The sequence below is a fragment of the Candidatus Electrothrix sp. genome (genome assembly GCF_052785085.1).
Map to the genome: position 1 here is coordinate 36,137 of NZ_JALAAI010000004.1, position 23,028 is coordinate 59,164.

At 46.7% G+C, this 23,028-nt stretch carries 20 protein-coding genes and 5 tRNA genes; 6 read left to right on the plus strand and 19 right to left on the minus strand.

Annotation, left to right across the window (positions count from 1 at the left end; genetic code table 11):
• Positions 1-155: 155 nt before the first annotated feature.
• From rpoB to aprB, 19 genes are all read right to left on the minus strand, one after another.
• Positions 156-4,244: a DNA-directed RNA polymerase subunit beta gene (gene rpoB, locus L2082_RS01315; protein ID WP_446008849.1), complete on the minus strand. Its 4,089-nt coding sequence runs from the start codon at positions 4,242-4,244 to the stop codon at positions 156-158.
• Between the two features lie 210 nt (positions 4,245-4,454).
• Positions 4,455-4,838, minus strand: a complete 384-nt coding sequence (rplL, locus tag L2082_RS01320; RefSeq protein ID WP_446008850.1) for a 50S ribosomal protein L7/L12 — start codon at positions 4,836-4,838, stop codon at positions 4,455-4,457.
• Between the two features lie 27 nt (positions 4,839-4,865).
• Positions 4,866-5,384, minus strand: coding sequence for a 50S ribosomal protein L10 (gene rplJ, locus L2082_RS01325; RefSeq protein WP_446008851.1), 519 nt, complete (start codon positions 5,382-5,384; stop codon positions 4,866-4,868).
• A 306-nt stretch (positions 5,385-5,690) separates the two neighbouring features.
• Positions 5,691-6,398 (minus strand): 50S ribosomal protein L1, encoded by a 708-nt coding sequence (gene rplA, locus L2082_RS01330; RefSeq protein ID WP_446008852.1) that lies wholly within the window; start codon positions 6,396-6,398, stop codon positions 5,691-5,693.
• Between the two features lie 189 nt (positions 6,399-6,587).
• Positions 6,588-7,013, minus strand: a complete 426-nt coding sequence (gene rplK / locus L2082_RS01335; RefSeq protein WP_446008853.1) for a 50S ribosomal protein L11 — start codon at positions 7,011-7,013, stop codon at positions 6,588-6,590.
• A 32-nt stretch (positions 7,014-7,045) separates the two neighbouring features.
• Entirely contained in the window at positions 7,046-7,609 is a 564-nt protein-coding gene (gene nusG / locus L2082_RS01340; protein WP_446008854.1) for a transcription termination/antitermination protein NusG, read from the minus strand.
• 7 nt (positions 7,610-7,616) lie between these two features.
• Positions 7,617-7,886, minus strand: a complete 270-nt coding sequence (gene secE, locus L2082_RS01345) for a preprotein translocase subunit SecE (RefSeq protein WP_446008855.1) — start codon at positions 7,884-7,886, stop codon at positions 7,617-7,619.
• 29 nt (positions 7,887-7,915) lie between these two features.
• Positions 7,916-7,992 (minus strand) — tRNA-Trp (locus L2082_RS01350).
• A gap of 55 nt (positions 7,993-8,047) precedes the next feature.
• A complete protein-coding gene (gene rpmG, locus L2082_RS01355; RefSeq protein ID WP_339136702.1) occupies positions 8,048-8,197 on the minus strand; it encodes a 50S ribosomal protein L33 in 150 nt (49 codons plus the stop codon).
• Positions 8,198-8,293: 96 nt separating this feature from the next.
• Positions 8,294-9,484 carry an elongation factor Tu gene (gene tuf, locus L2082_RS01360; RefSeq protein WP_446008856.1) on the minus strand — a complete coding sequence of 397 codons (1,191 nt, stop codon included), beginning with the start codon at positions 9,482-9,484 and terminating at the stop codon, positions 8,294-8,296.
• A gap of 63 nt (positions 9,485-9,547) precedes the next feature.
• Positions 9,548-9,622, minus strand: a tRNA-Thr gene (locus L2082_RS01365).
• Between the two features lie 28 nt (positions 9,623-9,650).
• Positions 9,651-9,726 (minus strand) — tRNA-Gly (locus L2082_RS01370).
• Between the two features lie 60 nt (positions 9,727-9,786).
• Positions 9,787-9,871: transfer RNA gene (locus tag L2082_RS01375), tRNA-Tyr, on the minus strand.
• Positions 9,872-9,940: 69 nt separating this feature from the next.
• Positions 9,941-10,016 (minus strand) — tRNA-Thr (locus L2082_RS01380).
• A gap of 142 nt (positions 10,017-10,158) precedes the next feature.
• The gene (qmoC, locus tag L2082_RS01385; protein WP_446011369.1) at positions 10,159-11,400 is read right to left on the minus strand and encodes a quinone-interacting membrane-bound oxidoreductase complex subunit QmoC; all 1,242 of its coding nucleotides are present in this window, start codon (positions 11,398-11,400) and stop codon (positions 10,159-10,161) included.
• A gap of 131 nt (positions 11,401-11,531) precedes the next feature.
• Entirely contained in the window at positions 11,532-13,787 is a 2,256-nt protein-coding gene (locus L2082_RS01390) for an FAD-dependent oxidoreductase (protein ID WP_446011370.1), read from the minus strand.
• A gap of 10 nt (positions 13,788-13,797) precedes the next feature.
• Positions 13,798-15,051 carry an FAD-dependent oxidoreductase gene (locus tag L2082_RS01395; protein WP_446008818.1) on the minus strand — a complete coding sequence of 418 codons (1,254 nt, stop codon included), beginning with the start codon at positions 15,049-15,051 and terminating at the stop codon, positions 13,798-13,800.
• A gap of 271 nt (positions 15,052-15,322) precedes the next feature.
• Entirely contained in the window at positions 15,323-17,338 is a 2,016-nt protein-coding gene (gene aprA / locus L2082_RS01400; RefSeq protein WP_446008819.1) for an adenylyl-sulfate reductase subunit alpha, read from the minus strand.
• 72 nt (positions 17,339-17,410) lie between these two features.
• Positions 17,411-17,836, minus strand: a complete 426-nt coding sequence (gene aprB / locus L2082_RS01405; RefSeq protein WP_446008820.1) for an adenylyl-sulfate reductase subunit beta — start codon at positions 17,834-17,836, stop codon at positions 17,411-17,413.
• 682 nt (positions 17,837-18,518) lie between these two features.
• On the opposite strand from aprB, the gene L2082_RS01410 reads away from it, so the two are divergent.
• The 6 genes from L2082_RS01410 to L2082_RS01435 all read left to right on the plus strand — a co-directional run bounded on the left by L2082_RS01410 (position 18,519) and on the right by L2082_RS01435 (position 22,634).
• Positions 18,519-19,550, plus strand: coding sequence for an FAD:protein FMN transferase (locus tag L2082_RS01410; protein WP_446008821.1), 1,032 nt, complete (start codon positions 18,519-18,521; stop codon positions 19,548-19,550).
• A gap of 1 nt (position 19,551) precedes the next feature.
• Positions 19,552-20,916, plus strand: a complete 1,365-nt coding sequence (locus tag L2082_RS01415; protein ID WP_446008822.1) for a Na(+)-translocating NADH-quinone reductase subunit A — start codon at positions 19,552-19,554, stop codon at positions 20,914-20,916.
• 13 nt (positions 20,917-20,929) lie between these two features.
• Complete coding sequence (locus tag L2082_RS01420; RefSeq protein ID WP_446011371.1) at positions 20,930-21,274, plus strand: hypothetical protein; 345 nt, start codon at positions 20,930-20,932, stop codon at positions 21,272-21,274.
• 157 nt (positions 21,275-21,431) lie between these two features.
• Positions 21,432-21,737 carry a nucleotidyltransferase domain-containing protein gene (locus tag L2082_RS01425; RefSeq protein ID WP_446008824.1) on the plus strand — a complete coding sequence of 102 codons (306 nt, stop codon included), beginning with the start codon at positions 21,432-21,434 and terminating at the stop codon, positions 21,735-21,737.
• A gap of 99 nt (positions 21,738-21,836) precedes the next feature.
• Complete coding sequence (locus L2082_RS01430) at positions 21,837-22,220, plus strand: hypothetical protein (protein ID WP_446008825.1); 384 nt, start codon at positions 21,837-21,839, stop codon at positions 22,218-22,220.
• A 153-nt stretch (positions 22,221-22,373) separates the two neighbouring features.
• Positions 22,374-22,634 (plus strand): hypothetical protein, encoded by a 261-nt coding sequence (locus L2082_RS01435; protein WP_446008826.1) that lies wholly within the window; start codon positions 22,374-22,376, stop codon positions 22,632-22,634.
• Positions 22,635-23,028: the final 394 nt, after the last annotated feature.

A 23,028-nucleotide genomic window follows, 5' to 3' on the forward strand; every position in this document is an offset into this window, starting at 1 on the left:
AGATTACCCTCCCCTGTTAATGCTGTAGCAGTTTCTATATCCCTGCTACTAAAATCATGTTCTATAAATGCTCGGCTGCACAGTTTTGATGGTTCGTACCTATGCGCCTGTATTTGCCTGACTTGTCTGTACGATCATTAATACGATCTTTAATGTTATTGATCGGTTGACGATAACAACTCAACATCCAGACAAAGCCCTTTTAATTCCTTCACTAAAACATGGAAGGATTCAGGCAATCCGGCATCAAGGAAATTATTCCCCTTAACAATCTTCTCATACATTGAGGTTCTTCCTTCAACATCATCGGATTTGACGGTCAGGAATTCCTTCAAGGTATAGGCTGCTCCATAGGACTCCATGGCCCAGACTTCCATCTCTCCCAGTCGCTGTCCACCAAATTGAGCCTTACCGCCCAAGGGCTGCTGGGTTACCAGCGAATACGGCCCTGTGGATCGGGCATGGATCTTATTATCAACCAAATGGTGCAGCTTGAGCATGTACATAGTACCGACTGTCACCTTATTATCAAATTTATCCCCAGTAAGACCGTCATACAAGGTGGACTGACCAACCTCGTCCACACCAGCCTGAATAAGCATGTTGCGGATCTCAGCTTCAGTAGCTCCATCAAAGACCGGAGTAGCCACATGAATACCGTGACCATACTTACGCATCTTGTCGATCAGCTCATCATCACTCAGGCCATTGGTAATTTCTTTATATTCCTCTTCAGAATACACTGCCTGGAGACGTTCTTTGAGCGGCTCAATCTCCGCAGCCGTAGCCAGCTTCTGGACCTGCTCGCCCAAACGCTTGGCAGCAAACCCCAGATGACATTCAAGCACCTGACCTACATTCATTCGCGAGGGAACACCCAACGGATTCAAAACCACATCAACAGTCGTTCCATCCTGAAAGAAAGGCATATCCTCTTCAGGGAGTAATCTGGAAACAACACCTTTGTTACCATGCCGTCCAGCCATCTTATCGCCCACAGCCAGCTTACGCTTGGTTGCCACATAGATTTTCACCATCTTGACCACACCTGGAGGAAGGTCATCGCCTTTTTCCATTCGGGCAACAATTCCTTCATAGCGTTCGCGGACAGCCTGGGCCTGACGAGAGTAGTTAATAAATACATCCTCAAGTTCGTCCTCGTATTTGGCCCTCTCTGAGAAATCTAGACTGCGCAACTGCTCAAACTCCACCACATCCAAGCTTTCTTCAGTCAGCTTTTTGCCAAGGGGAAGAATGACATTTCCTTCGCTGTCAAGAATATCCTTTTTAGCAGTCCGGTTGACCATCAAATCGCAGAGCTTTCTCCGAACCCCATTTTTCAGACTGCCGAGTTCATCTTCCATATCCCGGTTCAGGCGATTGACCTCCTGCTCCTCAATCATCAAGGTGCGTTCGTCTTTATCCACCCCTTTACGGGAAAAGACCTTGGCATCAATAACCACGCCCTCCACTCCGGGTGGTACTCGTAGCGAAGTATCTTTCACATCCCCTGCTTTTTCACCAAAAATCGCCCGAAGAAGCTTTTCTTCTGGAGAGAGCATTGTTTCGCCCTTGGGCGTTACTTTCCCAACCAGCATATCGCCTGCGTGGATACCAGCACCAATACGAATAATGCCTGACTCATCAAGATTGCGCAGGGCATCATCACCAATATTCGGGATATCGCGAGTGATCTCCTCTTTCCCCAATTTGGTGTCACGGGCCACCACATCAAAAATTTCTATATGGACAGAGGTAAAGGTATCCTCTTTGAGCAGCCGCTCATTAATCAGAATAGAATCCTCAAAGTTATAGCCACGCCACGGCATAAAGGCAATGGTTACATTTTTTCCCAGAGCAAGCTCGCCCATCTCGGTTGAAGGGCCATCAGCCAACACATCACCTTTTTTCACCCGCATACCTGGCAGAATCAACGGTTTCTGATTAAAGCAGGTATTTTGGTTGGTTTTCTTATACTTTGAAAGATGATAAACCCCGATTCCGGTATCAAAACCATCAGTTCCTGGTTCATCGTAACGAATCATGACCCGATTGGCATCAACCTCTTCAACAACCCCGTCACCGCCAGCCAGCAAACAAGCACCTGAATCCTGTGCCAGATTTTTCTCTACCCCAGTTCCCACAAGGGGAGAAGCAGGCTTCAAAAGTGGCACAGCCTGACGCTGCATGTTGGACCCCATCAGGGCCCTGTTCGCATCATCATTTTCCAAAAAAGGAATCAAGGAGGCTGCAACCGAAACCAGCTGATTGGGGGCAACATCCATAGCTGTAACGTCATCAACAGAAACTGTAACAACCTCGCCGTCCATACGGGCAATCAAGGTGTCATCAATAATATTTCCATCTTCATTAAGAATGATATTGGCCGGAGCAACAACATTTCCCTGCTCCTGAAGAGCTGTAAAATCCTTGATCTCGTCCAAAACCTTACGGTCCCGAACAATACGATACGGGGCTTCTATAAAACCATAGGTATTTACTTTGGCATAGGTTGCCAATGAGACAATAAGTCCAATATTCGGACCTTCCGGAGTCTCAACCGGACAAATACGTCCGTAATGGGTAGGGTGAACGTCACGGACTTCAAAACCAGCCCGCTCCCGGGTCAGACCACCAGGTCCCAAGGCAGAAAGACGTCGTTTATGGGTTACCTCGGAAAGAGGGTTGGTTTGATCCATAAACTGGGAAAGCTGAGAAGTGGCAAAAAATTCTTTGACTGCCGAAGTCACTGGCTTGGGATTCACCAGGTCATGAGGCATCAGGGTTTCAACTTCCTGAAGGTTCATCCTCTCCTTGATTGCCCGCTCCATGCGAACCAGACCCATTCTGTACTGATTCTCGCAAAGCTCACCCACAGTGCGCACCCGGCGATTGCCCAGATGATCAATATCATCACCTTCCCGCAGTTCGTCCTTGAGACGAACCAAATGCTTCACACTGAGGATAATATCCTCTTTGGTCAGGGTGCGATGCTCAATGGGAATATCAAGACCCAGTTTGGAATTAATCTTATAACGTCCAACAACAGAAAGGTCATAAGTGGCTGGATCATAAAAAAGCTTATTAAAAAACTCCTGAGCAATCTCGACAGTGGGGGGACTGGAAGGGCGAAGACGCCTGTAGATTTCAATCAGGGCCTGGTCACCATCCTGTACCTTATCAACAGCTAAGGTCTTTCTAAACGACTCAGAAATATTAACATTATCTATAAAAAGAACTTCAATACTGCTGATCTTACTCTCCTGAAACTTTTCTATCAATTCCTCGGTCAACAGATCATTACATTTTGCTATAACCTCTCCCGACTCAGGATGAACAATATCAGCAACTAATACCCTTTCCAGAACCTCTTCTGGAGCAATTGCAATGGTCTCCACTCCGGCCTTCACAATCCTTTTTGCCAGGGCCTTGGAAACTTTTCTTCCTTGCTTGCCCAGGATCTCTCCGTCTGTCGGATTAACCAAATCCGTGGTCAGACGCTGACCAATAAAGGTCTCTGGCTGAAAAAGAATACTAAAGCTGTTATCGTTGATCTGGATGGTATCAACAGGATAAAACTCCCTAAGCAATTCCTCATCAGAGTACCCCAGTGCCTTGAGCAAGGTCGTTACCGGAAGTTTACGCCTTCTGTCAATACGGACATGGAGAATATCTTTTATGTCAAACTCAAAATCAAGCCAAGACCCCCGCACCGGAATAATCCGGGCAGAGTACAAGCGCTTATTTGAAATATGGGACTTTCCATTATCATGGGTATAAAAAAGTCCTGGCGAACGCTGCAACTGGTTAACAATAACACGCTCTGTTCCGTTTATTATAAAGACACCGTCATCAGTCATCAAAGGGAGCGCACCAAGGAATACTTCCTGCTCCTTAATGTCACGAACAGTCTGGACACCAGTTTCTTCGTCAATCTCAAAGGTGATCAACCGGACAGTAATTTTAACAGGAACCTCATAGGTCATTCCACGCTCAATACATTCAGAAACCGTATATTTCTGCTCTCCAAATGAATAGCTGACAAACTCCAGGGTGCAGAGGCCGTTAAAATCGCTTATTGGAAAAATGTTTTTAAAAATACCTTGCAGTCCGATTTCTTCTCGTTGAGACGGATCAACATTCATCTGGAGAAAACGGTCATAGGAATGCCGCTGCATAGCAATAAGATGCGGTGGTTCTACAAGCTTGCGTGTTTTGGCAAATCCCTTGCGTACTCTATTCATTGATCCCCTCTTTAATACAATCTGCGAAGTTGAGTTTTAACAGCGAGTTGGAATGCACCCAAGTGTTCTCCTTATTCTTTATTGGATACAATTTTTATCGCTGGCCGGTCCACAAACGCAGTAACGCCACGAGGGACCTCCCCCCATAGCGTTACTAAAAACATCCTGACTGACAAATACTCTCAGCCATAAACAGCTGAAGCTGTCTGTTTATTTGACTTCCACAGTACCACCTACAGCTGCAATCTTTTCTTTGATCTCTTCAGCTTCTTCCTTGCTCACACCTTCTTTGATCGGAGCAGGTACGCCCTCTACCAAGGCTTTTGCCTCTTTCAGTCCAAGAGCAGTGATTCCACGAACCTCTTTGATGACTTTAATTTTCTGGTCACCTGCAGCAGTCAGGACAGCGTCAAACTCGGTCTTTTCAGCTGCTCCTTCACCTGCATCATCACCAGCACCAGGCATTGCTGCCATAGCAACAGGAGCTGCTGCGGAAACTCCAAACTTCTCTTCCAGTGCTGAAACCAGTTCAGCAACCTCAAGAAGTGACATTTTTTCTACTAACTCTACTACCTGATCAATAGCTTCAGACATCTTTCATTCCTCCGGATATTAAATAACTTAATTCTCTTTCTGATCTTTTATCGCCTGCAGGGCGTAGACCAAATTACTCGGTGCAGCATTCAGGGTACGGACAAGTTTTGTCGGTACTGCGTTGAGCACACTACATAACTGACCAAGCAACTGATCTTTAGTGGGCAGTTTTGACAGAGCAACCACGTCGTCAGAGCTTAATGTTTTTCCTTCAAACATTGCTGAACGGACAACCAAGGATTCATTTTCCTTTGTAAAATCAGCTAAGGCTTTAGCTGATCCCACAGGATCGTCAAAACTGAATGCTACCGCCGTTGTACCGGCGAAGTCCTGCTTTAACCCTTCAAAATCTGTATCCTGTACAGCCAGTTTAAGAAGGGTGTTTTTGGCAACCTGAATCTGCCCACCCTGCTCACGCAAGGTAACACGAAGTTGCTCAAGTTCTTTTACTTTTAATCCGCGGTAATCAGCTACTACTGCGAACTTGGCTCTGGCAAAGGTATCCTTCAGTTCATCTACCTTTTTCGCCTTATTTTCGCGATTCAACTGTTACACCTCCTGGAAATTAGGCACGGGATTGTCACAGAACAACAGAAATGAAATTATGTTATTAATTCGTTTCAAACTGAAATAAAGATCTTCAGATTGAATGGAACTCACTGGTCTCGGCTGGCAACCTAATGATTATTAAACAGAACGTACCTGCTGTCTCTGACCTTCCCAAGCTATAAAACTATTCTACTCTCAACTCGTATAACGAAATATTTTTTCGCTACATACACATCTTAACCCATTTTTCAGTCCACCTTAGCTTGTAGCCGATGATCCTAAAAAAGATGGGTAAAAAAACTATCAGGCTTTGATTAAGGAGCGAACCTGCAAAGGATCAACCTTAACACTGGGCCCCATGGTGCTTGACAGGCTTATTGATCGAAGATAGACCCCCTTACTGGTTGAGGGCTTCAGCTGAATGAGCTTATCAACAAAATGGGCAATATTTGCTACCAAATTTTCAGTACCAAATGAACGTTTACCGACCAAGGCGTGAATAACACCTGCCTTATCAGACTTAAAATCTACTTTACCTTTTTTGGTCTCCTGAACAACACGCTCAACATCAAAGGTCACTGAGCCAAGTTTTGCATTAGGCATAAGGTTTCTTGGCCCTAGAACACGACCAATCTTACCAACCTCACCCATCATATCAGGAGTAGCTATTGTTTTGTCAAACTCCAGCCAACCTTCTTTAATTTTTTCCACCAACTCGTCAGAGCCAGCATAATCAGCACCTGCGGCCAGTGCTTCCGCCTCTTTCTCACCCTTGGCAAAAACCAGGACACGTACTTCCTTTCCTGTGCCATGGGGCAAAATAACTGAGGAGCGAACCATCTGATCAGCATGACGCGGGTCAATACCCAAACGTACAGCTACATCAACAGACTCATCAAATTTAGCACAGTTCTTTGCCAGCAAAAGGCTTACTGCTTCTTCCAAAGAATACAGCGTTTCTCTATCAATCCCTTCAGCTGCTTTTCGGTACTGCTTACCATGTTTCGGCATAATCAACCTCTATTTGTCTCCCACACTCTTTTGAGAAACTCTGCCCTCTCAAGTAAGCAAGCGTGGTACAAACGAAAAATAAAACTGTTTTATAAAATATATTGTCAAAAAGTGCAGACTGTTTTTTTGCGTCAGCCAAGTACCTTCTTCTTTCTTCATCTCCAATGAGAGGAAAAAATTACAAACGCATCAGTCAAGCACTGTAATCCCACAACTCCGTGCTGTTCCCTCTACAATCTTCATTGCCTGCTCAATATCATATGCGTTCAAATCCGGCATTTTAATCTCGGCAATTTCTTTGATTTTATCTCTGCCTAACTCAGCAACACGATCTTTTTTCGGATTACTTGAGCCTTTCTGCAAGCCAGCTGCCTTAAAGAGAAGCACAGATGCAGGCGGAGTCTTTGTAATAAAAGTGAATGAACGATCGTTAAACACTGTAATAACAACTGGAATAATCATATCACCTTCTGATTGGGTCTTTGCGTTAAAGGTCTTACAGAAATCCATGATATTCACACCATGCTGCCCTAATGCCGGCCCAACAGGAGGTGACGGATTGGCCTTTCCAGCCGGTATTTGCAGCTTTATGTATGATTGAATTTTTTTTGCCATTATTCACTCCTCCATGAACCCACCTGGAGTTTTTAATTATTGCTTACCTGCATATACTCAAGCTCAACCGGAGTTGAACGCCCAAAAATCGAAACCAAGACCCGGACTCTGCCTTTATCAGGAAAGACCTCATCAACTGTCCCTTCAAAATTCGCAAAAGGCCCTTCAGTAACACGAACAACATCTCCCACCTCAAAAACAACCTTTGGAATAGGCTTTTCTGCGCCTTCTTCAATGCGCATGATAATTTTATTCGCTTCCTGATCTGTCAACGCAGGTATTTGCTTATAGACCTCACCAGCAGCTGCGCTCTGTCCACTATTCACACCAACAAAGCCGGTAACACGCTGGGTTTCCATAACCGTGTGCCAGGAATGTTCATTCATTTCCATCTGCACCAGTATATAGCCAGGAAAAAATTTGCGCTCCGAAGTTTTTCGCTCCCCTTTAACCATCTCCACCACCTGTTCAGTGGGAACCAGGATATCTCCAAAGCATTCTTCCTGAGCAGCCTGCCTGATATTATCCTCAAGCGTAGCTTTGACCTTTACCTCAAAACCGGTATGGGTATGCACTATATACCATTTCTTTGCCATAATACGCCTATTGGAGAACCAGCCCTACCAACTTCCCAAGAATCAAATCCACAGCACCCAAATACACGGAAAGCAGTACTGTCAATAAAATGACAAACCCTGACAAACCCAAAGTTACCTTCCGGTCAGGCCAGACAATTTTTTTAAATTCTACAACAACCTCATGATAAAAAAGACGAATGTTTCCCGGAGCCAGCACAAAAGATGACGCATTATTACCTGCATCTTTCCCCTTTGAACCACCCTGTACATTATTTTTCTTTTTTTTACTTGTCATTTCCTTCCAGCACCCAGCAGAAAAAAAAATGGCAGGCCAGGAGGGACTCGAACCCCCAGCCCTCGGATTTGGAGTCCGATGCTCTACCAATTAGAGCTACTGGCCTGCGCAACACTCGCCTCGAATTCTATCTGCGTAACCTACCTTACTTTACTGTAAAACTACTTTGTTTCTTTATGCGGAGTATGTGTCCTGCAAAAAGGGCAGTATTTCTTCAGCTCAAGTTTGTGAGGTATTGTTCTTTTATTTTTTGTTGTCGTGTAATTTCTCTGCTTACACTCCATACAGGCAAGCGTAATTATATCCCGCATACCAACCCCCCTGATATATAGACTCCGGCGACCACAAGGTCAAACCGGAGTCACATTCTTCAAGCAGATTCTGTTCAGAAAAATCTGTTCAGAATATTACTCAATAATTTCGCTGATCACGCCAGCTCCAACAGTACGCCCACCCTCACGAATAGCGAAGCGAAGTCCTTCCTGCATAGCTATAGGTGTTATCAATTCTCCCGTGATATGAATATTATCGCCAGGCATAACCATCTCCACACCTTCTTCAAGCGTACAAACGCCTGTTACGTCAGTGGTACGGAAATAAAACTGGGGCCGATAACCGTTAAAAAACGGGGTATGACGCCCACCCTCTTCCTTGGTCAGAATATAGCACTCTGCTTTAAACTTCTTATGCGGGGTGATAGAACCTGGCTTTGCCAATACCTGTCCACGAATGATCTCTTCACGCTTGGTTCCGCGCAGCAAAGCTCCGATGTTATCGCCAGCCTGTCCCTCATCAAGAAGCTTACGAAACATCTCAACCCCGGTAATGGTGGTCTTCTGTGTTTCGCGAATACCGACGATTTCTATCTCATCACCCACCTTAACTATACCACTCTCCACACGACCGGTTGCAACAGTACCACGACCGGAGATAGAGAACACATCCTCAACCGGCATCAGAAAGGGCTTATCAACATCACGCTCAGGCTGCGGAATCCAGGTATCAACAGCTTCAATCAGATCCCAGATACACTTGGCCTTTCCTTCATCTTCAGGGTGCTCCAGAGCCTCCAGCGCAGAACCTTGAATAATCGGGGTATCGTCACCAGAAAACTCATAGTTATCAAGCAACTCACGAAGCTCCATCTCAACCAACTCAATCAACTCTTCATCATCAACCTGATCGCATTTATTCAGAAAAACTACAATAGCCGGAACACCTACCTGACGCGCCAGCAGGATATGCTCACGAGTCTGCGGCATAGGACCATCAGTAGCAGCTACAACAAGAATTGCGCCGTCCATCTGAGCAGCACCGGTAATCATGTTCTTGATATAATCGGCATGACCAGGACAATCTACATGGGCATAATGACGCCCTGTGCTCTCATATTCAACATGAGCGGTTGCAATGGTTATTCCACGCTCTTTTTCTTCCGGTGCCTTATCAATAGCACTAAAATCTGTAAAATCAGCCTGCCCTTTGGTTGCCAGCACTCGTGTGATAGCCGCTGTCAGGGTAGTCTTACCATGATCAACATGACCAATGGTTCCAACATTGACATGCGGCTTCGTCCGCTCAAACTTCTCTTTTGCCATTATTATGTCTCCCCAGACAAATTTTCCTTCACTCTACCGACTATCACTTCTTATCGGCAATCCTGGAGCCCACGACCGGACTTGAACCGGTGACTTCCTCCTTACCAAGGAGGTACTCTACCACTGAGTTACGTGGGCACTTCAAAGTACACTTCAAAAAAACACATGGAGCGGGAAACGAGACTCGAACTCGCAACCCTCAGCTTGGAAGGCTGATGCTCTACCAATTGAGCTATTCCCGCACATGCACAAAAAAGAACAGGCAGCGCATTACATGCGCATGCCTGTTACGTAGTCTTAACTGGTGGAGGGGGGAGGATTTGAACCTCCGAAGGCGCTGCCGACAGATTTACAGTCTGTTCCCTTTGACCACTCGGGAACCCCTCCAAACTCGAAAAACACAGGACAACTGTTGAACCTCAACAACTCAACAACTCTCCACTGCTTTTCGATCTCTGGAGCTGGCGATGGGACTTGAACCCGCAACCCCCTGATTACAAATCAGGTGCTCTACCAATTGAGCTACGCCAGCACTACATTTTGTGCAGCGCATCATACAGCAGGATAAATTCTCTTGCAAGCTTTTTTTCTCCTTAAATAAAAAAACCAGACTTTTAAAGTCTGGTTTAATAAAAACAATGGTAATAGCTCGTATTTGCTCCGCAACTTACCCTTTATTTTACAGGATTTTTCACATAAGCAGAATCTCTGTACCGTTCAAAGGTCATGGCACAGGTTCTGTAGATCAAATGCGCGAACTTGGTATACGGCATATAGAGGAAAAGCATCATAACAGAAACCAAGTGCAGGTAATATACCAAATACCCCAACAAGTGCAGGTAATATACCAAATACCCCAACTTCACCACACCGATTAGACGAAGAACCTCAGCACCTAAACCGGTCACACCAACTCCGGCAATCATCCAGATCAGAAACCAATCATAAAAGGTATTCCCACCCTGATTATCCTCAACCATCTGGTTCCGGTTTTTCCAGAGAATTACAATACCAACAATCATGGCAACAGCTGCAACATTAGCAACTATTTTGACAGGGTTCCACATGGCCATAGGACCATGCAGAGAAGGTATAAAACGCCCTAAAACATCCTGAGATATCAAAGAGTAGATAGTAACGAAAAACAGAGCGATAAAAGCCCACATCAATGGCTGGTGACCACGGATGCGCTCCTCATTAGTCTCACATTTTTTAAAGCGCTCATGCTGAACTATCTCAACAAGAGAAGGCCAGAGAAACTCTTTAACAAACTGAGGAACAGAAGGACGGTACAGGGCTTCACCAACCCCTGTGTTATCACTCATTTTCTTCCATAGAGCAGTCACCCCCTTAAAGGAGGCAAAAGCAGCTAAAGCAGCTGTAGGAATCATGATAGAGTTGATAAACGTGACATTCCAGGTCAGGAGCTTGAAACCAAAAATAGTCATATATCCTTCTCCAAAGAAATTCGTATACCCGGCATGGAGAAAATCTTCATGGGAAAGGACATTTGCACCGGAAATCAGCCAGACCAGGAAGACAACCAAGGCCGGTATAGCAACAAGCAAGGGTAAATTCTTTCCAGATGAAGCCAAGTTAGCCAGTGGCGCAGGCCAACCGTAAAATTTATAGGCATAGGCCCGGATTGCCCCCATGACATCGCCAGGCTTGGCACCGCGTGGGCAATGGGTTGTACAATCACCACAATGGTGACAGAGCAAGGTGTTCGGGTCACCGATCAATTTATCCTTAAGCCCCCATTGCGAGTAAATCATCTGCTGACGGGGAAAAGGATTTTCATCGGTTGAAAGAGGACAGACCACTGAGCAGGTGGCACATTGGAAGCATTTTTTCAGGGTATCTCCCCCGGCCTCCTTCATGTCCTTAATAAATTCAATATCTGGTTGTACGTTCATAGACATTTTCTCCTCCTGTCCTGAAAGCTTTTTCAATATGTCGAAATAATGATTTTTTTACACCTGATCCGTATTCGCCCGAATACATCCAAACACATTCTGGCGAACACGAATTCGACACAACAGAGAGGCTAGAAGCCCTTGAACGGATTCGGCCCCATCTCAACAATCGACTCTACAAACTCATCAAGGATTCCTGGAATCTTATCGTAGTCAGAGATAGCGATCTGTTCCACAGCACAGCGTTCCGGTTCAAGCCCCAAGCTACCCAGGGTTTCACCGATGTTCTCCATACGCTTGCTGGCAATCTCAGAACCTTTGACAAAATGGCATTGGTAATCATCACCGTAACGACAGCCGAGCAGCAGGACTCCGTCCATACCAGAAGACATGGCATCTTTAATCCAGACCATGTTCACTGAACCCAGGCAACGAACCGGAATAAAACGAACCAAGGTGTTCATCTTATTATGGCGCATACCAGACATATCAATGGCTGGATAGGCGTCATTCTCGCAGACAAAGACAGCGATTCGGAGCTTATCCTCGTCATCATCCGGCACTTCAATAGTCTTGACCATAGAACCGATCATATCAATGTTATAATCAGCAAAACCAATAATGCGCTCAGGGCAGGCTCCCATACAGGTACCACAACGTCGACAACGGGTCGGGTTGGGCAACGGCGTTCCCTTGGCATCATCATCCAGAGCACCAAAAGGACATTCCTCAGTACAGCGTTTACACTGAGTACAACGTTGGAAAAAGAAATCAGGATAGGTCAAATCACCGGAACGTGGATGAACCGCTACACCACGGTCAGCAGACTCAATACACTGGATGGCCTTGAGTGCTGCACCAGTGGCATCATCAATGGTCTCTTCCATGGTTTCTGCTTTACGAACACCACCACAGGCGTAAACACCGGTCCGGCGGGTTTCATAGGGGAAGCAGATAAAATGAGAATCTGCATAACCATCAAAAAGATCCAGATCCAGAAAACCAGGCCCCTGACGATAGGCCAAATTAATGGTGGATTCATCTACAGTAGTGGGCACCATACCAGCGGCCAGTACCACCATATCCACTTCAAGCTCCAGATTCTCGCCCAGCAGGGTGTTCTCGGCAGTAACCTTCAGACTGCCACCAGCTTCCTCTACTTGCGTGACCGTGGCCTTGGTCATGAACACGCCATCACGCTGCTGCATTCCCTTGTAGAAGAGCTCGGTATTGCCCGGTGTGCGCATATGCTGATACAGGATATATGCTTGGGCATTGTCGCCGTTATCATCACATACATACTGGGCCTGCTTGAGAGCAACCATAGAAGTAACAGAGTTACAATAGGGAAAATCACGGTCATTATCCGTGCTGCCCGGACTCTGTATAAAAGCAACCTTGGCAGGCACCTTTCCTTCCTTGGCCAGTTTTTCAAACTCGGCATTGGTGACCACATTATTCAGGGTACCATGACCAAGATGTTCATACTCAGAAACATCAGCAGGACGCCAACCTGTAGCCAGCACAACAGCACCGACCAATTCCGCATCAGGATTGGTCTCTGTGTAGACTTTGAGGCCTTTATTAGGGTCTTCCATCTCCCCTTTTTCAATCAGATCCCGTTCATCAACCCCAACCTTTTCCGGCGCATCCCATTCGCTTTCAGTGCCAGCAGGTTTCAGAGTCACCCGGAATTCACCAGGAGCACCGCTGATACGAGCAACTTCAGTTTCTGTTTTAATCGTAATTTTATCGTTGCTGGTGACCGTAGCGATCATCTGCTCAATATTGGGCTGCTCAAGCTCGGAGTAGGGATAAGCAGTCGGAAACATCTTACGCCACCCCAAGGCCTTGCCACCCAACTTATCGGTCTTTTCAATGATGGTTACGTCATAACCAGCCTTGGCAGCCTCAGTAGCAGCAGTCAAGCCAGCAATACCACCGCCCATCACCAGAATACTCTTGGTGATTTGCTCCATCTTATAAGGTTCAGGCACGGTCCCTTTCTGGGCACGAACCACAGCCATGCGGACATAGTCCTCACCTGCTTCCTGAAGGTATTCAGCTGCTTCCTCATCGTCCTTGTCTTCAGGTTGCGCTGTCCAGGCCACATGCTCGCGCAGATTACCGCGAACCGTGATGGTTCCGTCACCATAATCAAAGGTATCCTGCATCACCCGAGGTGAACAGGCGCAGACCACAACCGTGTTGACACCTTTTTCTTCTATATCTTTCTTGATCAGGGCCTGACCTTCTTCACCGCAGAGGCAGGCATGCTCCTGCATCTCCATGCCGTTTTCTGAAGCAGCCTCTTTCAGACCATCAACATCAAGAACGTCACCGATACTGCACCCTGTGCAAAGATACGCACCATATACTTTATCCATTGCTTTCCTCCTACTGTGCGTTCTGGATTGCTTTGAGAGCTGCGGCAGTAGCAGACTGTGTACTGGTGTACACATCAGATGCTGACTTGGCGCAACCAGCAGCGATCATGCCCTTGTCCGGCTCGGAAACAACAAAACCATTGTTATCCATATTCAGCCCAAGAGACTTGCCTTGCTCTCCAAGAGCAGGCTGCATGCCTGTAGCCAGGACACACATATCAACCTTTTGCTGCACCTTACCGCCGCCCACTGCATCCTCTGCCACAACGGTTACACCGCCGTCATCCTCGGCTATGATATCAGCCACTTTCCCTTTGATAAACTCAGCATTTTCATAGGTTCTGAGCTGCTCACGGAAATGCTCATATTTTCCTGGAGTACGCAGATCAATATAGAACACATAAATCTTGGCATCAGGGTAACGTTCGCACACATAGGTCATCTGCTTGAACGTCGCCATGCAACAGATATAAGAACAGTACTCCAGATGATTCTCATCACGGGAACCAGCACACTGAACAAAGGCGATAGACTCAATCTCTTTATCATCACCAGGGCGTACAATCTTTCCACCAGTTGGCCCATTGGGTGCAGCCATCCGCTCCATCATCATGTTAGAGATAATAGCAGGAGAGGACTCAGGCTTCAGGTTTTCCAGCTTTGTCCGATCATACGGATTCCAGCCAGTTGCCCAGACTATAGAGCTAACATTCAGGGTAAAGGTCTCTGTTGCCATCTCAGTATCAATAGCATTATATTTACAGGCACCTCGAATGGCTTCCAGAGAATCAGGAGAACAGGAATCAATATCCAGCACATAACGACGTGGGAAGGCCATTTCATGGGGCAGATAAATAGCCTTGGTCTTGTTCATGCCAAAGTTGAAGGCATTGTCGATCTCGTCGGTGCAGACCTCAGCACAATCACCGCAGGCAGTGCAGTTGGAGTTAACATAACGGGGTGCGGTCTCCAGCTCCACCTCGTAGTTACCCGGCCCGCCAGACACGGATTTAACCGTGGTCATGGTGTAGGGACGAATTTTTCGATTGTTCTTTACCCGCTTGAAATTAATTTCTAAGCCGCAGGTGGGGGGACAAAGTTTTGGGAAATACTGATTCAGCTGGGCCACACGACCGCCGAAGTACGGATTTTTCTCGATAATATAGACATCATTACCTACCTCCGCAGCTTCCAGCGCAGCGGTCAAACCGCTGATGCCGCCGCCAACGACCAGTACCGCACCAGTTTTCGTAGCATCACTCATGCCAAACCTCCATAAAAACTGCTGGTATTGATAAATTGGTTATTTCTTGGTTCAACAAAAAAGCATGATAAAACAACATACTGCTTTGTTCAAACAAAAACAACCTTCTTTGCTGTCTGCAAAACATAAAAAACTCCAGACCTCGTAAACGGGGCCTGGAGATTCTTACTGACGGTGACGATTAAACGCATACAACACTGTACAGCGTCTAACCGGGCAGAAAAAAAAACTCCCTGCCCGTCATATTACCGCCCCTGTATCTAAGATATCCTTAAATCCACGGATCGGTTTCCACGACGTTGATGCACTCGACCTTCTCACACTTCCACTCCTGGGTCTTCGGATCAAAGGTGGAGTTTACAAATGCCTTCCAGTTCTCTTCATCAACGCTCGGATAGTCTGAACGGTAGTAGAAGCCCGGGTAACGGGACTCTTTACGGAACTCAATGTGACGGATATGGGTTTCAACACACCAGATGCGGTGGTAGTTCTCCCAGGCACGCATCAGCTCGTGCAGGTCACCAGCAGCCATCTTTTCTGCATCTTCACGCAGCATGCGGAGGAGGTCCAAACAGATGTTGAGGAGCTTACCAGAGGTCATATAGTAGGTTGCAACACCACCGCCGTACTCGTCAGTGGCCTTCATCAGACGCATCATCAGGCCGTGCGGCTTGCAGTAGTTGGGGTTAACATCGGCAGCGGTGCTGGCACCAACATGCTCGTGATAACGCTTAACCGGAGCATAGATCTCGTCGGCCAACTCTTGTGCAGTCTGAGCCAGCTCAGGCTGGAAATCTGCGTTGTCGCGACAGTACTTGACCATCTGCTTACCACAAATACGACCCTCGGCATGTGAACCAGAGGAGAACTTATGACCAGAAGCACCAACACCATCACCGGCTGTGAACAGACCGTTAACAGTGGTCATACGGTTGTAGCCCCACTTATACTGGTGAGAACGGGGACCATCAACGGTCGGAACCCAGTCTTCATCCGGCCCAGAGGTCCAGATACCGCAGCAACCGGAATGTGATCCGAGCATGTACGGTTCAGTCGGCATGATCTCAGAACCTACTTTCTCAGGCTCAATGTTCATACCTGCCCAAAGACCAGCCTGGCCGATGGACATATCTAGAAAGTCTTCCCAAGCCTCAGACTCAAGATGTTTCCAGATTTTCTTTACTTCTTTCTCTGTCTTACCAGCTTCGCGAGCCTCATCCAGGAAGGAGTTCAGAGCAACATCGGTAGCCATGTAAACCGGTCCACGTCCTGCTTTAAACTCGTTAACCATCAGATGGTTACGAAGACAGGTCGGAGTAACAGCAGACTCACCGTACGGCATAAACTGCTTGAGCTCTTCTTTGGCAGCATCGCCCATTGCGTAGAACTCGCCATTACCGTTGGATACTTTTGCCTTGAACAGAAGGAACCACGCACCAACAGGACCGTAACCGTCTTTAAATCGAGCCGGGGTGAAACGGTTTTCCATCATGGTCAGAGTAGCACCAACCTGCGCACACATGGTGTAGGTGGAACCTGCATTCCATACTGGGTACCATGCACGTCCTTTACCTTCACCGGTAGAACGGGGACGAAAGATGTTTACCGCACCACCACAAGCTACCATAGCTGTTTTACATTTGAAAACGTAAACTTTGTTTTCACGGTTGGAGAAGCCAACTGCACCAGCAATGTGGTTTTCTTTGTTTTTGTCCAACAGCATCTTAACGATAAAAATACGCTCCATGATGTTTTCTTCGCCCAAAGCTTTCTTTGCTGCTTCAGCAACGATACACTTGTAGGACTCACCATTGATCATAATCTGCCATTTACCGGTACGTACAGGCTGTCCCCCTTCACGCAGAGTCGGAGCAGGCTTGGCTCCGTCCAGGTTTGATCCGTCTTCAGCTTTCTTCCAAATGGGCAGTCCCCACTCTTCGAACAACTTAACAGACTCATCAACGTGACGTCCGAGATCATAGATAAGATCTTCACGAACAACGCCCATCAGGTCGTTACGAACCATTTTCACGTAGTTCTCAATCTCGTTCTCGCCGATATAGGTGTTGATAGCAGACAGCCCCTGAGCGACAGCCCCTGAGCGCTCCATAGCAGCCTTATCAACCAACTGAATTTTCAGATCAGCAGGCGCCCATTTTTTGATCTCAAAAGCTGCACCACAAGCTCCCATACCACCACCAACAATCAATACGTCGGTTTCATGCTCTACAATCTCAGGGTTGGTAATAGCAGCCAGCTCACCTTTCGGCTTATTTGGTAATGCCATATTAAAATCTCCTTATATATCAAATAATAGAAATAACTTTCTTAATCTCAACACTGCCTCAGTATCTCAGTGTTAAGCGACCATGGTCGGGGTCTTCAGCTCAGTTTCAAGAGCCAGGCACTCGTCATCCAAGTTATCTCCCTTGGTATCGGCGTACTCATTAGCAGAACCTTCAGCAGTTGTCCGAATCGGGAACTTGAAGCGCTTGATGTTGCCATTGCGGAATTTGATGGTCCACATAATGGAATCAGAAGAACGCATAGGATGAACCTGACCACCCATTGGTATAAAATCATCGTAACCACGAACAGCGATAGCACCCTGGGGACAGATCTTAACGCAGGAATAACACTCCCAGCATGCATCCGGCTCCTGATTGTATGCCTTCATTTCTTCAGTGTTCAGCACCATCAGATCGTTGGGGCAGATGTACATACAAGCGGTCTTATCGCCACCCTTGCAACCATCACATTTCTCTGGATTTACATAACTTGGCATTTAACTACCTCCTCATAGGATTTTCTTTATGGCAACGACCATCCGCCACCACAGTAAGATCTATCACAAAAGATCAAATTCAAAAAAAGACAGCTCACAATCAAGGTCTCGACTGCGTACACCGTGCTTTTTCACGGGCACTATCTTTGTATTTCGTCCTAAAAATTTCAAACTTCTGCTCATGGAGTAATCAACAGATTATCTCATGAGTGAGTCACTTAATAATTTGTTGCTTGCCGAATGTCAAGAAAAAATCGTACCCCTTACCCAGCAAGTCCTTGTTATTCTTTTTATCAAAAAAATTCATGAATTCTATCAAAATTCTATCAATATAACTACATCAAGAAATTATCCCTCAAAGAGATTAATACGTCAGATAAATTTTGCACCGACTTTTAGGCAAATGCCCTGCTGACATTCAAGGGTCAATCAGACCCTGATTTTCCTGACTCAACCAAACACTAAAAAATCAGCCTTGACAGGACGAAACAAAAGGAGTACGTCTTTAGCTACTTAGTACTTCATTTACTTATGGAGTATTTTTCGTTCGTTGCACCTTGTTGTACTTGAACTCGTATTGTACCCTTATTGCGTTTCCTTCTTCGACAGTATATATAAGCACAGTTACTGGGGAACAAAAAACTCCCTTCCTCCACATCCAGGGACACCATTGATTGATACCATGAAGAACACGATAAGCCCGCAAAAAGGCATGACCCGTCGATCCTTTTTCCATATTGCTGCCTTTGCCGGTCTGGCAGCGAGCACTCGTTATCTTCCGTTTTTCTCTGCTTCCCCTGACCTCGTTGCTGTCAGGAAGTCGTTTTTCCTTATGGGCACTCAGCTCAACCTCACCCTGTACAGCCAGGATCAGGATCAGGCACAAGCAGCAGTGGCAACCACCATTGCCCGGATGCAGGAACTTGAAGGCAAGCTTTCCCGCCATCAACAGAAGAGTGAAATTGGCATTCTCAACCGAACTGGTTTGCTGACTCAACCAAGTAAAGATTTACAAGCAGTACTTGAGCTGGCGAATAGCGTGAACAAAAAAACAGCAGGTGCTTTTGATATAACGATCCTGCCGCTGTTGAGCCTGTATCAGGACCAGGGAGAGCAGCTGCTCAGCCAGCCGGAGCGTATTCGTAGCCTGATCCGATCAATGGGACATCAAGGCCTCCATTGTAGTTCCCACCAGATCCGACTGGACAACAAAAGTTCCGAGCATGCAGGCATCACCTTGGACGGTATCGGTAAGGGCTACATCGTCGATCAGGGCGTTGCCAGCCTGCAAAATTTTGGTTTTCACCAGGTACTGGTGGAGGCAGGTGGTGACTTACTGGTCAAAGGGAGCAAGCCTCAGGGTATACCTTGGCGGATCGGTATCAGAAAACCCCGCTCTGAAATGCCGGGGAGCCTCCTTACAGTGAATGGCGATAATATGGCTGTGGCAACTTCAGGGGATTACTTCCAACCCTTCAGCCCGGACCTGCGCTATCACCATATCATTAATCCCAAGACCGGTTTTTCCTCACCCGAACTGGCAAGCTGTACCATTACGGCACCCAATGCCGCCTTGGCTGATGCCTTAGCCACCGGCTGTATGGTTCTCGGCAAGGAGGACAGCATGGATATGCTGGCAGGTATGCCCGCCTGTGAAGGGTTGTTCATTGACAAGAATATGAATATCTATAAAACCGGCGGGTTCGCAGGCTAAGATGAATTCCAACACATTCACTCTCAGCAAGGGGCTGGACATCCCCATCAGCGGCGCACCAGAGCAGCACATCGGCAAAGGCAACCCGGTTACAGAAGTCGCCCTGCTCGGCATTGATTATGTCGGCCTTAAACCCACCATGAAGGTACGAGTGGATGATCAGGTTGCCGGGGGCCAGCTGCTCTTTACGGACAAGAAAAATCCAGGTGTCCGCTTTACCGCCCCTGCACCGGGTAAAGTTATTGCTATCCACCGGGGGCCGCGCCGCCGCTTTGAATCCCTGGTCATCAAGCTGGAAGGCGAGGAACGCCTGTCCTTTACCTCGCCCTGCCCTGCTCCTGAACTATTCCCTGATGCTGGCACCATCAAGGATATTCTGATCGAATCCGGGCAATGGACTGCCCTGCGCACCCGGCCCTACGGCAAGGTGCCCTCCCCTGAGGCTGAAGCGTCTTCCCTCTTTATCACAGCCATAGATACCGAGCCGCTGGCCCCGAATCCGGCAGTTATTATCAACGAGTACCGAAGTGACTTTATATTGGGACTGAACGTTCTCCAATTCCTGACGACCAAAACCTTTCTCTGTTGCTCCCAGGACATAAGTCTGCGGAGAGCTGACCTCCCAAATATTGAGGTTGCTCATTTTTCCGGCCCCCACCCTGCCGGACTGGCCTCCACCCATATCCATCTTCTTGATCCGATTCGTTCCGATAAGCAGGTCTGGCATATCGGTTATCAGGATGTGATTGCAATCGGTCATCTCTTTCGTACAGGGAAGCTGTGGGAAGAGCGGGTTATCGCCCTCGCAGGGCCGTCCATGCAGCGCCCCCGTTTAATAAAAACCTTGGCCGGAGCCTCTGTCCCGGAGCTTTGCCAGAATGAACTTGCTGATGCCCGTGCCCGCCTGATTGCAGGCTCAATCCTCAACGGGCATCGGATGGGCGAAAAAAACGTCCACGGTTATCTGGGCCGCTACCAGCAGCAGATCTGCGCCTTGCCGGAAAAAGACGGGAGCGGCCTGTTCAACTGGCTCCGTTTGGGAAGCGACCGTTATTCCAGCCTCCCTATCTTCCTGTCCGCTTTTACGAAAAAGGACGGGGATAAATTTCCTTTGAGCACAGCAAGCTGGGGAGGGAAACGTGCCATCCTGCCTATAGGGACATACGAGCAAGTCATGCCGCTGAACCTGATTGCTACGTCCCTGCTCAAGACCATTGCCACCGGCAATACGGAAAAGGCTGCGGCCTTGGGTTGCCTGGAGCTGATCGAGGAGGATTTGGCCCTGTGTAGTTTTGTTTGTCCAGGGAAGAATAATTTCGGGCCGATGTTGCGTGATGTCTTAACGAAGATTGAAGAGGATGGGTAGACCCACTTCTAAAATGAAAAATATAACAATAGCTGAAGACCAATTATTATATGAAACTGAGGCAATAGCAGCGGAAATCTCAGCCAATGCTATGGTTGCTGTTGATGAAGCTCTTGAGAGTGCTGACATTGACTTGCAAGCAAAAAAAATAATTTGGAATGATGGCAGCAGGTTAACAATAGAGGAAAGTGCTCAAAAGATTGCAAGGCAAACCGGAGAAGATATTGTTGCTATTACGAGTCACATCATAAGTTGGTTAACTATGGGTTTTGTCCCAAAGGGATTAACTCAAAAACAAATGGACTCTTTTGAAAACAAAGTGGATGAATGGGTCAATAGTTATGGCATTGGCTTTTAATCCAGCGGCAGTCGCGCTGGTCTGCTTTCGCTCGGAGATGCCGGGGCGTTGGAAAGTTAAGATTAAGGATGATCCCCTTGCAGCCGCTTACTCGGCATATTACCATAAGAGAGAAACGGGTAAGGCTTGCGTTCATACATTATGAAGAGGCATTTCAATGAGCATTTCCAAAAGTCGTAAAGAGTTCATCAAAGAACAGATCAGAAATACGCTCTGCCACGAAAAAGAAATTCAAAAAATAGTCCTGTTCGGGTCTTTTCTTCACTCGGACCAGCCCAATGATGTTGACATTGCTGTCTTCCAGAACAGCGATAAAAAATATCTCCCTCTTGCTCTCAAATATCGAAGGCTTGTTCGGGAAGTTTCCAAGATACTTCCTGTTGATGTGCTTCCGCTGAAAGCAGCGGCAAAGGGTGCGTTCCTGCGTGAAATAGAAGCCGGGGAAATAATTTATGAGAGATGAGCACGGAAGTTGCTGTCTGCTGGTAAGCTGAATTGTCTGATTTCGTTGCACTCAATAAGACCTACGGACTGGGATTAACTTTAACGATTTAGGTAGAAAATGGATAAATGTATTGATCACTCAATAGGAAAAACTCGCTATACCATGACAATCATGACCAACGGAGCTAGACAAGCGAGAGTAATGCCAGGGAAAGAAGATAGATATCTTGAGGGTGAATTCATTTTAACTGCCGGAAAGAAAATAATTATCCTTACTCAGGATCAAAAACCTGTTATCGTAAAACGATGGAAAGTTTTGAACTTAAAAAGGTATCTTGAGGATAACTATCCTTTCGGTTCAGCTTCTTATCCAAATATTGCCAAAATTTATCAAGACTCAGATGGCTGGTTATGGCAGAAAATGAATGACAACATTAGCCCATACGGTCATTTCACGGTCCTAAAGGACGATGAAATTTTATACACCATTTTTCTCTCTTAATTAATCACGGAATCTTCCCTGCGAATCGAAAAACATACCCAAGTATACCTTTTTCCTCTCCCGCGATAGGTTAAAGCATATCAAAGTCGGATTGAGCGCGGTTTCCGTACAAAAATGATGTTTGGATAATATTGAAATTGCAAGGAACAAGAAATGAACCAACCACAAATAAATCCAAGATATACCTTAAAAGTCATCGTAGCGACGGAAAATGGAATGAATGATATAGGATTCGATTTTTCTGTCCCAACCTCCCAACCAATGCCTTTGCCTGGGGATGAAATACAGATCCCAACTCAAGTGGCAGAAGAAAAAAAGTTAGGAAAAGATCATTTCAAAGTCAAAAGACGCAGATTTATTTTGGATGCTTTGCCTATAGGGATAACAGGAATGATCTACTTAGTGGTCGAGTAGGCGTTTAATTACATTTAAACCCCTCCCGGCAGACGACGACTCCCTCCGTCAATAGGAAGAAGCATACCAAGCAATAGGTTTTACCTATCCCTTGATACCTTGAAGCATACCCAAGGTATGGTTGAGGCATACCCGAGGATACCCTGAACCATACCAAGGGATAGGTTCTTCCCCTCCCCGGAGGTGAAAAACCGCTCGCACAAGACGAAATTCCGGCAGCCCGTGCCGTTCATCACCCTTACGGACTGCTTTAACCGTAAAGTTCAACCGAAGGAGACAAGAGATGCCTGACAATCCAAACAATCCTCCATGCCCCAAGGAAGTCCGCTTGAGTGGAACGAAAGCGGACAGTTGATTTTCCGAATCCTGCATTGTCTGATTTCGTTGCACTCAA

Bases quoted from the DNA above. Each gene is read 5' to 3' on its own strand.
- rpoB (WP_446008849.1), bottom strand. From the start codon at position 4,244: ATGAATAGAGTACGCAAGGGATTTGCCAAAACACGCAAGCTTGTAGAA.
- rplL (WP_446008850.1), bottom strand. From the start codon at position 4,838: ATGTCTGAAGCTATTGATCAGGTAGTAGAGTTAGTAGAAAAAATGTCA.
- rplA (WP_446008852.1), bottom strand. From the start codon at position 6,398: ATGCCGAAACATGGTAAGCAGTACCGAAAAGCAGCTGAAGGGATTGAT.
- rplK (WP_446008853.1), bottom strand. From the start codon at position 7,013: ATGGCAAAAAAAATTCAATCATACATAAAGCTGCAAATACCGGCTGGA.
- nusG (WP_446008854.1), bottom strand. From the start codon at position 7,609: ATGGCAAAGAAATGGTATATAGTGCATACCCATACCGGTTTTGAGGTA.
- secE (WP_446008855.1), bottom strand. From the start codon at position 7,886: ATGACAAGTAAAAAAAAGAAAAATAATGTACAGGGTGGTTCAAAGGGG.
- rpmG (WP_339136702.1), bottom strand. From the start codon at position 8,197: ATGCGGGATATAATTACGCTTGCCTGTATGGAGTGTAAGCAGAGAAAT.
- tuf (WP_446008856.1), bottom strand. From the start codon at position 9,484: ATGGCAAAAGAGAAGTTTGAGCGGACGAAGCCGCATGTCAATGTTGGA.
- qmoC (WP_446011369.1), bottom strand. From the start codon at position 11,400: ATGAACGTACAACCAGATATTGAATTTATTAAGGACATGAAGGAGGCC.
- L2082_RS01390 (WP_446011370.1), bottom strand. From the start codon at position 13,787: ATGGATAAAGTATATGGTGCGTATCTTTGCACAGGGTGCAGTATCGGT.
- L2082_RS01395 (WP_446008818.1), bottom strand. From the start codon at position 15,051: ATGAGTGATGCTACGAAAACTGGTGCGGTACTGGTCGTTGGCGGCGGC.
- aprA (WP_446008819.1), bottom strand. From the start codon at position 17,338: ATGGCATTACCAAATAAGCCGAAAGGTGAGCTGGCTGCTATTACCAAC.
- aprB (WP_446008820.1), bottom strand. From the start codon at position 17,836: ATGCCAAGTTATGTAAATCCAGAGAAATGTGATGGTTGCAAGGGTGGC.
- L2082_RS01410 (WP_446008821.1), top strand. From the start codon at position 18,519: ATGAAGAACACGATAAGCCCGCAAAAAGGCATGACCCGTCGATCCTTT.
- L2082_RS01415 (WP_446008822.1), top strand. From the start codon at position 19,552: ATGAATTCCAACACATTCACTCTCAGCAAGGGGCTGGACATCCCCATC.
- L2082_RS01420 (WP_446011371.1), top strand. From the start codon at position 20,930: ATGAAAAATATAACAATAGCTGAAGACCAATTATTATATGAAACTGAG.
- L2082_RS01425 (WP_446008824.1), top strand. From the start codon at position 21,432: ATGAGCATTTCCAAAAGTCGTAAAGAGTTCATCAAAGAACAGATCAGA.
- L2082_RS01430 (WP_446008825.1), top strand. From the start codon at position 21,837: ATGGATAAATGTATTGATCACTCAATAGGAAAAACTCGCTATACCATG.
- L2082_RS01435 (WP_446008826.1), top strand. From the start codon at position 22,374: ATGAACCAACCACAAATAAATCCAAGATATACCTTAAAAGTCATCGTA.